Raw genomic sequence first — 11,297 nt, 5'->3', positions numbered from 1 at the left:
GTGGTGGCTCCTACAGCGACAACGACGTCAGCGACAAGTTCTACTGGGCGGCGGCGGAGCTGTACCTGACCACCGGTGCGGCCGCCTACCTCGCCGACGTCACCGCCTCGCGTCACCACACCGGCGGAGCCGGGCGCCACTGCGTACCGAACGAGGCTCAGGGCTTGCCGTCGTAGGCGTCCTGCAGCCCCTGGATGTCCAGCTTCCGCATGCCGAACATCGCCTGGGTCGCACGCTGTGCCGCCGCCGGGTCGGCACCGCCGATGAGGCTGCTGAGCTGCTGCGGAATGATCTGCCAGGAGACGCCGTACTTGTCTTTGAGCCAGCCGCACTGGCTTTCCTCGCCGCCGTCGGCGGTCATGGCGTCCCAGTAGTAGTCGACTTCCTTCTGGTCGGCGCAGTCGACGACGAACGAGACGGCTTCGGTGAACTTGAAGTCGGGGCCGCCGTTGAGCGCCTGGTAGCGCTGCCCGGCGATCTCGAAGTTGACCACCAGTGCGGTGCCCGCCGGCTTGGGCATGCCTTCGCCGTACCGGGAGACCTCCAGGATGCGGGCGTCCGGGAACAGGCCGACGTAGAACTCGGCCGCCTCCTCGGCCTCGTTGTCGAACCAGAGCATCGGAGTGATCTTCTGCGTCATCGTCTTCTCCTCAAGCGAGTTACGCGGTGAAGTGCGCTTTACACCCATGCGTCGAACGAATGCGGGGGGATACGACAACCCGGCGAAAAATTTGTCAGGAGATCGTCGTGGTGACTTCAGAGCCCAGTTCGACGGTGCGCGAGACCGTGCAGAGCCGGTCGTGGGACATCTTGACCAGGCGCGGGAGCATTTCCCGGGCGGCGTCGCCTTCGGGGCCGTCGGGGAAGCGCACCGTGAACTCGACGGCGAGGTTGGTCATGCGGTTGCCGCCGGTCTCGTCGCGGATCTTGTCTCCGGTTCCGCGTACGCGGAATTCGACGGGCTCGCCGCGGCGGCTGACGACGAGGTCGACGTCGATCGCCGTGCAGCCGGCGATGGCGGTGAGCAGCAGCTCGACTGGGGTGAAGTTGGGGTCGTCGCCGCCGTGGCCGAAGCTGATCTCGCCGCCTCGGACGTTGCGAGCGGTGTACTTGCCCACGCTGGTGCGCTCGATCTCGATCGAGCGGAAGGTCTCGTCTGCCACGATCTCGACGCTACTTCACCCGGGCGGCCGCTACCGGCTCGTGGCGCATTCCCGGACCTTGGCCGCTGTCAGCGAAGATCATTGCGCCAGCCATGCTGTAACAACGGACATTTTGCCGGTTGAAACAGCATGGCTGACGCAATGATCAGAGGGGAAGGGGATCAGGTGTGCGCCGCCGAGTTTCCGGCGAGTTTGGTGGTGGCGAGGTCGTTGGCGAGGATCGCCGTCTCGACGGTCGCCACTGAGGAGGACGAGTCCACTCCGGGCAGCGTCGTCACGTTCAGGGCGTACAGGCGGAACTCGTAGAGGTGGCTGGTGCCGCCCGGACACGGGCCGAAGTATTGGAGGGCTTTGTCTCCGGTGCTCATCGCCTTCTGTTTGGCACCGGAGATCCCCGGGACGGTGAAGCCCAGCCCGAGGCCTTCGGGCAGGAAGGTACGCGTCGCCGGGATGTCCCAGATCACCCAGTGTTTGTTGCTGTTGGCGGTGTCGATGAGGACGATCGCGTAGCTCTTGGCGGCGGTCGTGCCCGGTCCCCAGGACATCGGCGGGGAGATGTCGTTGCCGGAGACGCCGTCCTGCTGGCAGGTGTACTTCGTCGGGATGGAGCCGTTGTTCGCGAAGGCCGTGCTGGTCAGCGTGAATGGCGGAGTCGCGAATTTCAGTCGCACGATGACGTTGTCGAGGGTGCTCGGCGTACCGCCGTCCTTGTCGTTGTTCGTGGACGTCAGCCACAGCCCGCCGTCGGGTGTCTTGACGACGGTACGCAGCCGGCCCCAGGTGCCGTTGAAGAACGCCCGCGGCGTGTCCGTCGTGGACCCGGTGATGTGCATGACCCAGAGTCGTCCACCTCGGACGGCCGCCATGTAGATCCAGTCGTTGACGATCTCGATGCCGCTGGGTGACGCCGAGGCGACGTCCCAGGTGCGTACGGGATTGATCATGCCGCTGGTGCTGCACGTGCCTTCGCAGGTGGGCCAGCCGTAGTTGCCGCCCGCCTGGATCAGGTTCAGCTCGTCCCACGTGCTGTCACCGAACTCCGACTCCCAGAGCCGTCCGGCCGAGTCCCACGCCAGGCCCTGGGGGTTGCGGTGGCCGTAGCTGTAGACCCGGGTGCCGAACGGGTTGCCCGGCGCGGCCGCTCCGGTCGTGGTCACGCGCAGGATCTTGCCGTTCAGCGAGCTGAGGTTCTGCGCCTTGGTCCCGTCCTGGGCGTCGCCGGTGGTGATGTAGAGGTAGCCGTCCGGCCCGAACTTGATCCGGCCGCCGTTGTGGAAGCGGTTCTTCGCGATGCCGGTCACCAGCGGTTCCCGGGCGCCGATCGTACCGTTCTCGTACTTGAACCGCACGACGCGGTTGTCCGACGACGCGGTGTGCATGACGTAGACGTAGTGGTCGGTGGCGAAGGTCGGGGAGATGGCCAGTCCCAGCAGGCCGCCTTCACCGGTCGTCGTGACCGCCTCGGTGATCTTGCCGACGACCGTCCGCTGTCCGGCCGGCGTCACCAGCACGATCTCGAACCGGTCGCGTTCGGCGACCAGCGCATTGCCGTCGGGCAGGAATCCGATGCCCCACGGCAGGTCCATCGCCGTGGTCACGTTGCGGTCGAAGACCGGGTCACCGCCCGTGCCTCCGGTGCCACCCGCGGTGGTCGTCACCGACAGTCCCGCACTCCGCGTCGACACGTTGCCGTTCGCGTCGAAAGCCTCGACCGAGAACACGTACGTCGTGCTCGGGGTCAGGGAATCGGCGGTCGCCGTCAGGTCCGGCACCGTCGCGAACTGCACGCCGTCTTTGAAGACGTGATAACCCGCGACGCCGATGTTGTCGGTCGACGCGGTCCAGGCCAGGCTCACGCTGGTCGCGGCGACATTAGTGGTACGCACACCGCTGGGCTGGCTCGGGGGAGTGGTGTCGTCGCTGGGCGGCGTGGTGATCGGCACGTTGTTGCTCGCCTGGGAGGCGTTGCCGACCGCGTCGTAGGCGAGCACCGTGATGACGTAGGTCGTGTTGGGGGTCAGGGCGAGCGTGGCGGTCGTGATGTTGCCGCCGACCACCTGGACGACGTTCCCGCCGTTGTAGACCTTGTACTGCGCGACGCCCACGTTGTCGGTCGACGCGTCCCAGGCCAGGTCCACGCCATACGGACGTACCTCTCCGACGACACGCAGATTCGCCGGCGCGGTCGGCGGCTGCGTGTCGGCGGGTGCGGTCACCCGGAGGCGGTCGAGGTTGGGTCCGCCGTTGACCGTCGTGGCGGCGGCCTTGATCTTGTTGGTGCCGGCGGTCAAGCTCAGGCTGACCGTACGGTCGGCCCAGGTGTCCCAGTTCGTCGTGCTCGGGAAGCTGATGCCGGGGGCGGCCACGGTACCGTTGACGCTGACGTCCATCGGGCGGTCCACGGTGGTCCCGTTGGAGTACCGCAGCGTCACGGGATAGACCCCGGCTGACGGTACGCCGACCGTCCACTCCACAGCGGAGCCGACCACGTTGTCGCCGTTGACGAAGCCGGTGCCGGTGTAGCCAGTGTGGTTGGCCTCGACGACGCCCAACGTGATGACGGCGGCCTCGGCCTGGTAGTCGGTGAAGGTGGGCGGCGCCTCGAACTCCAGGTAGTCGAGGTTGGCGTCGCCGTTGGCCGTGGTCGCCGCCAGCTTGATCGTGTTGTCGCCCGCGACGACGGAGACGCTGACGGTCTTGGTGACCCAGGTCGTCCAGGCGCCGGTGCCCGCGAACGACACGTTGGTCGCCGCCGTCGCGCCGTTGACGAGGACGTTCGCCGGACGGTCGGTGGTGGTGCCGTTGGCGTACCGGATGCTCAGGGTGGCCGTGCCCGCGGTCGGCGAACTGACCGTCCACGTAGCCGAGCCGCCGACCGCGTTCGCGGTGTTGCAGAACCCCGTTCCGGAGAATCCGGTCCAGTTCGAGTCGATCGTGCCGTCGCAGACGGCGGGGGCGTTCTCCGCCTCGAACCGGGCCGGAGCCGCAGCGGCCGTCCCCGCCGGGATCACCGCCACCGCCAGTGCGGCGGCCCCGAGTATCCCGGCGGCCAGGGTGCTGCACACGCGCCGCGCTTTTTCGCGCATGCCCTCCACTCCCTCCATTAGATAGGCAAACTTACTAACTTTTATGCCCCTGGATCAGAACGCATGGATGTCAGGCATGTCAATAGGTGACGACAAAGGCGGGCGCGACCCGTTGACGCGTCGGTAGCACGTCTGTAACGTTCGGACTCATACAGTGCAAGATTCTTGCATTGCAATGTTCAATTTCTCGCTCATCTCCGCAACTTCAGCAGCGTCCTCCTCGGGAGGCTGCTGCGCTCCCACCCCCATCACGGAGAGGTTCCCCAGTGAGGAAGAGTCCCCTGAGAGCGCGCCTGGCGGCGCTGACGGCGGTGGCCGTCGCACTGTCCTGGGCCGGGCCGGCGGCACCGGCCGCGGCGGCGGGCGGTCCCAACCTGGCGTTGGGCAAGTCCGCCTCGGCCAGCAGCACGAATCAGACCTATGTGGCGTCCAATCTGAACGACGGCAACCAGTCGACCTACTGGGAAAGCGCGAACAACGCGTTCCCCCAGTGGGGGCAGATCGACCTGGGCACCGCGACCAGCGTCGACCAGATCAAGCTGAAGCTCCCGACGGGGTGGGGGGCGCGTACACAGACGCTGTCGGTGCAGGGGAGCACCGACGGCTCGTCGTTCAGCACGATCGTCGCGTCCGCCGGGTACTCGTTCGATCCGGCGTCGGGCAACACGGTGACGATCAACTTCGGCGCGACGTCCACCCGATACGTCCGGGCGAACATCACCGCCAACACCGGCTGGTCCGCCGGTCAGCTGTCCGAGCTGGAGGTCTACGGCGTCGCGTCCAGCTCGTCGAACCTGGCCGCGGGCAAGACGATGACGGAGAGCGGCCACAATCAGACCTACGTGGCGGCCAACGCCAACGACGGCAACCAGTCGACGTACTGGGAGAGCGCGAACAGCGCCTTCCCGCAGTGGCTGCAGGTGGACCTCGGGTCGGCGGTGAGCGTCAACAAGATCGTGCTGAAGCTGCCCACCTCCTGGGAGGCGCGTACGCAGACGATCGAGGTGCAGTCCGGCACCGTGTCCGGAAGCCTGAGCAGCCTCGTCGCCGCGACCGGGTACGCCTTCACCCCGAGCGGCAACACGGTGACGATCTCCTTCAACGCCACGACCGCCCGCTACCTGCGTCTGGTGGTCACGGCGAACACCGTGTGGCCGGCGGCGCAGATCTCGGAGTTCGAGGTCTACGGTCCGTCCACCGGGGACACCCAGGCGCCGACCGCTCCGTCGAGCTTGGCGTACACCGAACCGGCGACCGGGCAGATCAAGCTGACCTGGTCGGCGTCGACGGACAACGTCGGGGTCACGGCGTACGACGTGTTCTTGAACGGCACGCTGCTGACCAGCGTCAGCGGGACCACGCTCACCTACACGGACACTCAGCCGGCCAGTGCCACCGTCAGCTACTTCGTCCGCGCGCGGGACGCCGCCGGCAACCAGTCCGGCAACAGCAACACCGTCACGCGTACGGGGCAGAGCGGGGACACGACGCCGCCGAGCGCGCCGACGAATCTCGCGTACACCCAGCCGGCCTCGGGCCAGATCAAGCTGACCTGGTCGGCGTCGACCGACAACGTCGGGGTGACCGGGTACGACGTCTACCGGAACGGATCGCTGGCGACGAGTGTCGGCGGCACCACGCTGACCTACACCGACAACCAGCCTGACACGGCGACCGTGACCTACTTCGTCAAGGCCAAGGACGCGGCGGGCAACCAGTCGCCGGAGAGCAACTCGGTGACCCGCACCGGCACGGGCACCGGGTCCAACCTCGCGGCGGGCAAGCCGATCAGCGCCTCCAGCACGGTGTTCACGTTCGTCGCCGCCAACGCGAACGACAACGACGTCACCACCTACTGGGAAGGGGCCGGTGGGGCGTACCCGAGCACGTTGACCGTCCAGCTCGGCGCGAACGCCTCGGTCAGCTCCATCGTCGTGAAGCTGAACCCGGACTCGGCCTGGTCCACCCGTACGCAGACCTTCGAGGTGCTCGGCCGTGAGCAGAACGCGAGCGGCTTCAGCACGCTCAAGGCCTCGGCGAGTTACACCTTCAACCCGTCGTCGGGGGCGAACACGGTGACGATCCCGGTCTCCGCGACCGTCGCCGACGTGCAGCTGAAGTTCACCGCGAACACGGGCGCCCCCAACGCGCAGGTGGCCGAGTTCCAGGTGATCGGCGCCCCGGCGCCGAACCCCGACCTCACCGTCACCGGCGTCTCGTGGAGCCCGGCGTCGCCGATCGAGACCGACGCGGTCACCTTGTCCGCGACGGTGAAGAACATCGGCACGGCGGCCTCCCCGGCGTCGAACGTGAACTTCTACCTCGGCACCACCAAGGTGGGCACGGCGAACGTCGGCGCCCTGGCGGTCAACGGGACGGCCACCGTCACCGCGAACATCGGCGCCAAGGACGCCGGCACGTACGCCGTCTCCGCCAAGGTGGACGAGGCGAACACGGTCGTCGAGCTGAACGACGCCAACAACGCGTACACCTCGTCGACGAATCTGGTCGTGGCCCCGGTCGCGACGTCGGACCTGCTGCCGGGGGCGGTGTCCTGGTCGCCGGGCAACCCGTCGGCGGGCAACACCGTGACCTTCTCGGTGTCGGTCAAGAACCAGGGCAGCGTCGCCTCGGCGAGCGGCTCGCACGGCATCACGCTGACCGTCAAGGATGCGGGCGGCGCGACGATCACGACCAAGACCGGGGCGTACTCGGGCACGATCGCGGCCGGGGCCACCACGAGCCCGGTCAGCCTCGGGACGTGGACGGCGGCCAACGGGAAGTACACCGTGACCACCACGATCGCGGTGGACGCCAACGAGCTGGCGGTCAAGCAGGGCAACAACACCAGCACGACGTCCTTCTTCGTCGGCCGGGGGGCGAACCTGCCCTACGACATGTACGAGGCCGAAGACGGCTCGACCGGTGGGGGTGCGACGGTGATCGGCCCGAACCGGACCATCGGCGACCTCGCCGGCGAGGCGTCCGGACGGAAGGCCGTGACCCTCGGGAGCACCGGCTCCTACGTGCAGTGGACCACCAAGAATCCGACGAACACCTTGGTGACCCGGTTCTCGATGCCGGACTCCTCGGGGGGCGGCGGGCAGACGTCGTCGCTGAGCGTCTACGTCGACGGGGTGTTCCACAAGTCGATCCCGCTGACCTCGCGCTACGCCTGGCTCTACGGCGCGGAGTCCGGTCCGGGCAACTCGCCGGGCGCGGGCAGCCCGCGGCACATCTACGACGAGGCCAACGTCATGCTGGACTCGACCGTGCCGGCCGGGCACACGATCCGGCTGCAGAAGGACTCGGGCAACCCGCTGACCTACACGATCGACTTCGTGAACCTCGAGCAGGTCAGCGCGTTGGCGAACCCCGACCCCGCCAAGTACGCCGTGCCCAACGGCTTCACCCACCAAGACGTGCAGAGCGCCTTGGACCGCGTACGCATGGACACGACGGGCACCCTCGTCGGGGTCTACCTCCCGGCGGGCACCTACGACACCGCGCAGAAGTTCCAGATCTACGGCAAGGCCGTCCAGGTCGTCGGCGCGGGGGTCTGGTACACCCGCTTCCAGACCCCGCAGGGCCAGGAGAACACCGACGCCGGCTTCGCGGTGCAGAGCACGGCCAACGGTTCGTCCTTCAAGCACCTCGCCTTCTTCGGGAACTACACGTCGCGGATCGACGGTCCCGGCAAGGTGTGGGGTGAGCTGAAGGACGTCTCCAACCTGACCATCGACGACGTCTGGGTGGAGCACACCGTCTGCATGTACTGGGGTGTCCACAACGACCACATCACCATCAAGAACGCGCGCATCCGCGACACGTTCGCCGATGGGGTCAACTTCACGAGCGACAGCACCGGGCTGTCGGTGAGCAACAGCGAGGGCCGATCCAACGGGGACGACGCGTTCGCGCTGTTCTCGGCGATCGACGGCGGCGGCAGCGTGGGCAACCACGGCAACGTCTTCGAGAACCTCTCGGCGACGCTGACCTGGCGTGCGGCCGGCCTGGCCGTCTACGGCGGATACGACAACATCTTCCGCAACCTCTACATCGCGGACATGCTGACGTACTCCGGCATCACGGTCAGCTCACTCGACTTCGGCTATCCGTTCGTCGGCTTCGGCTCGTCGCCGCCCACCCAGTTCCAGAGCATCAGCCTGGTACGCGCGGGCGGGCACTTCTGGGGCGCCCAGACCTTCGGGGCGATCTGGTGCTTCGCGGCGTCGAAGCAGTTCCGGGGCATCCGGTTCAGCGACATCGACATCGTGGACCCGACCTACTCGGGGATCATGTTCCAGTCGAAGTACCCGGAGGCGCAGCCGATCACGGACACCACGTTCACCAACGTCTCGATCAGCGGCGCGCAGCGCAGCGGTGACGCCTTCGACGCCAAGTCGGGTTTCGGGATCTGGGTGAACGAGATGCCGGAGTCCGGCCAGGGTCCGGCGGTCGGGTCGGCCACCTTCACCAACCTTACGTTCAGCAACAACTACCAGAACATCAAGAACACGACGACGACGTTCACCCTCACGATCAACTGAGGTGAGCCCGGAGGCCGCTCCTAGTGGGCGGCCTCCGGGTCGGTGATGTCGGCGTACGCCGCGTCGAGCGCCTCGACCGCCGCGTCGGCGTCGACCGCCACCGCGATCCCGTGCTCGCCCGCGCCGAGGGTGACCGTCCGGCCGCGCAGCCGCTCGTCGGCGATCACCGGCCAGGGCTTGGCCGAGCCGAACGGGGTGATCGTCCCGCGCTCATACCCGGTCGCCTCCTTGGCGGTCGCCGCGTCCGGCATGGACAGCCGGCTGACCCCGAGCAGCGCCCGCAGCTTCGGCCAGGAGATCACCCGATCGCCGGGGACCAGGGCGAACAGGAAGTCGTCGTCGCCCCGGCGGACCACGATCGTCTTGACGACGTCCGGGATCTCCACGCCGCGCGCGGCGGCCGCCTCCTCCAAACTCCGGACAGGTCCGTGCTGGATCACCCGGTGCTCCACCTCGGCCGCGGCCAGCGCGTCCAGCGCAGGATTGGTCATGGAGTGAGCCTAGCCGCCGGCTCCACTCTCCTCGACCAGCTCGAGGATCGTCGCTTGGGGCGTACCCACGAGGGCCGGCGCGTCGCCGGTGCCCCAGACCTGCCGCCTGAGGAAGGCCAGGAACGCGGCCGCCTGGTCGGCCGAGGCGAAGTCCAGGTCGATCGCGACCGCTCGCGGGTCGCCGACGGGCTGGTAGACGCGGTGCTGACGGACGCCCGCCTGAGTGCGGGCCGGCGCGAACCGGTCGAACGCCGCCTTCCAGACGGCGTACTCCGTGATCGCGTGTTCGATGTGCAAGGTAGCCATGCGCTCATCGTCGGTCCGCGGCGTGGTGCGGCGGCATCCCAGCATTCTGGGGTTTTCCGGTGCGTACGCTCGGAGCATGCCCGTCCCGACCGAGGCGGTGGGCCGGATCGAGCGCCGTTGCGCCGCCGGCGGTGACCTCGCGGAGCTGCGCCGCGACCTCGTCGAGGAGCTTCGCCGGAGCGTCGGGTTCGAGTTCTACGCCTTCCTGATGACCGATCCGCGGTCGGCGGTCGGCGCCGCCCCGATGGCCGAGATCCCGAGCGTGCCCGACCTGCCGCGGCTGATCCGGCTGAAGTACCTCACCCCGGTGAACCGGTGGACGGCGCTGACCACGCCGGTCGGCCTGCTACGACAGGGCGGGGATCCGGCCCGGAGTCTGGTGTGGCGTGAGTGGATGGCCCCGTTCGGGATCGCCGACGTGGCCTCGGTCGTGTTCCGCGACCGGTACGGCTGCTGGGGCTTCCTGGACCTCTGGCGTACGGGCAAGGCCTTCACCGCCGCCGAAGCGGGGTTCCTCGCCCGGCTGGCCGGGCCGATGACGACCGCGATGCGGTCCGGGCTGGCCGAGACCTTCCGGCAACGACCGCCGGTCGCCGAGCGTACCGGTCCGATCGTCCTCATGCTGTCGGCCGAGTTGGACCTGCTCGGGCAGACGCCGCAGACCTCCGCGCTTCTCCGTACGCTGGTGCCGCCGTCGCCCGGCCGCGCGGTGATTCCGGCCGGCGCCTACAACGTGGCGGCTCAGCTCCTCGCCAACGAGGCCGAGGTCGACACCCATCCGCCGTACGCTCGCGTGCACCTGAGCGAGGGCGAGTGGCTGACGTTGCGGGCGGACCGGCTCGGCGACGACATCGCCGTCAGCATCGAGCGGTCGAGCCCCGCCGAGCGGCTCGATCTGTTCAGCCGGGCCTTCGGGTTGAGCGCCCGGGAGGCGGAGCTGCTGCGCCGCTTGGCGGCAGGCGCGGACACCCGCGAAGTCGCCCAGCTGCTGTTCCTGTCCGAGCACACCGTCCAGGATCACCTGAAGTCGATCTTCGCCAAGACCGGCCTGCGAACACGGCCCAGCCTGTTGTCTCACGCACTAGGCTCGTGAGCCGGAACCCGTAGCCGGGCGAGGAAGTCGTCGGCCAACCGGGTCTGACGCTCGGGCGGGAACCGGTCCGGATCGAACAGCACCTGCACGACCAGCCCGTGCGTGAAGGACAACGCGGTCGTGGACACCTCGTCGGGATCGCCGTCCGGAAGTTCGCCGCGTCGCTGCGCCTCCACCACGGACTCCCGGAACGCCGCCCGGATGCGTTCGTAGCGCCGGGTCTGGGCGGCGAACAGGTCCGGATCGGCCAGCGCCACGTCCCACGAGGACACCCAGATCCGGTTCATCGCCAGCCCGTCCGGGGTCAACGGCAGGATGTTCAGGATGTGCGTACGCAGAGCGGGCAGCCCCGGCGCGGGAGCCTTCAGCCGGGTGCGCTGCGCTGTGCGTATCTCCAGGATGTCGAGCGCGTGGGCGACCAGCTCGCGCTTGCCCGCGAAGTAGTGGGTGACGAGCCCGGTCGACGCCCCGAGTGCCCCCGCCACCGCGCGGAGGGTGAGGCCCGGGAAGCCGTGTTCGGCCAGGACCTGCCAGACGGCGGCGGAGACGTCTTCGCGGCGGGCGTCATGATCGGCTCGGGCGGGAGGCATGTACGCTAGTGTACGTAC

9 protein-coding genes are annotated in these 11,297 nt (G+C 68.3%); 3 read left to right on the top strand and 6 right to left on the bottom strand.

The genetic code is table 11. The features are described 5' to 3' along the window. Positions 1-176 (top strand): glycoside hydrolase family 9 protein (locus AB0H43_RS24440; RefSeq protein WP_360003145.1); only part of this gene is annotated, 176 nt, incomplete at its 5' end. On the opposite strand, the gene AB0H43_RS24435 is transcribed toward AB0H43_RS24440, so the two are convergent. The 3 genes from AB0H43_RS24435 to AB0H43_RS24425 form a co-directional block, all read right to left on the bottom strand. Continuing rightward, positions 158-640 (bottom strand): VOC family protein, encoded by a 483-nt coding sequence (locus tag AB0H43_RS24435; RefSeq protein ID WP_360002677.1) that lies wholly within the window; start codon positions 638-640, stop codon positions 158-160. The two genes, AB0H43_RS24440 and AB0H43_RS24435, sit on opposite strands and share 19 nt — an antisense overlap. Positions 641-734: 94 nt before the next feature. After that, positions 735-1,163, bottom strand: coding sequence for an OsmC family protein (locus tag AB0H43_RS24430; protein ID WP_360002675.1), 429 nt, complete (start codon positions 1,161-1,163; stop codon positions 735-737). Between the two features lie 161 nt (positions 1,164-1,324). Then, a complete protein-coding gene (locus AB0H43_RS24425; RefSeq protein WP_360002673.1) occupies positions 1,325-4,249 on the bottom strand; it encodes a YbhB/YbcL family Raf kinase inhibitor-like protein in 2,925 nt (974 codons plus the stop codon). Positions 4,250-4,560: 311 nt separating this feature from the next. Here AB0H43_RS24425 and AB0H43_RS24420 point away from each other — a divergent pair, with 311 nt between their 5' ends. After that, positions 4,561-8,799: a discoidin domain-containing protein gene (locus AB0H43_RS24420; RefSeq protein WP_360003144.1), complete on the top strand. Its 4,239-nt coding sequence runs from the start codon at positions 4,561-4,563 to the stop codon at positions 8,797-8,799. A gap of 20 nt (positions 8,800-8,819) precedes the next feature. Here the strand turns inward: AB0H43_RS24420 and AB0H43_RS24415 are convergent, their stop codons facing one another. Next, the gene (locus AB0H43_RS24415; protein WP_360002671.1) at positions 8,820-9,290 is read right to left on the bottom strand and encodes a YbaK/EbsC family protein; all 471 of its coding nucleotides are present in this window, start codon (positions 9,288-9,290) and stop codon (positions 8,820-8,822) included. 9 nt (positions 9,291-9,299) lie between these two features. Beyond that, positions 9,300-9,596: a hypothetical protein gene (locus tag AB0H43_RS24410; protein ID WP_360002669.1), complete on the bottom strand. Its 297-nt coding sequence runs from the start codon at positions 9,594-9,596 to the stop codon at positions 9,300-9,302. Between the two features lie 76 nt (positions 9,597-9,672). Here AB0H43_RS24410 and AB0H43_RS24405 point away from each other — a divergent pair, with 76 nt between their 5' ends. After that, on the top strand, positions 9,673-10,689 hold the full coding sequence (locus AB0H43_RS24405) for a helix-turn-helix transcriptional regulator (RefSeq protein WP_360002667.1): 1,017 nt from the start codon (positions 9,673-9,675) through the stop codon (positions 10,687-10,689). Here the strand turns inward: AB0H43_RS24405 and AB0H43_RS24400 are convergent. Beyond that, positions 10,671-11,279, bottom strand: a complete 609-nt coding sequence (locus AB0H43_RS24400) for a TetR/AcrR family transcriptional regulator (RefSeq protein WP_360002665.1) — start codon at positions 11,277-11,279, stop codon at positions 10,671-10,673. The genes AB0H43_RS24405 and AB0H43_RS24400 overlap by 19 nt on opposite strands. Between the last annotated feature and the right edge of the window lie 18 nt (positions 11,280-11,297).

Origin of the sequence: Hamadaea sp. NPDC050747 (assembly GCF_040654195.1) — a bacterium.
Lineage (GTDB): Bacteria > Actinomycetota > Actinomycetes > Mycobacteriales > Micromonosporaceae > Hamadaea.
This window is presented reverse-complemented; position numbering and strand designations above follow the sequence as displayed.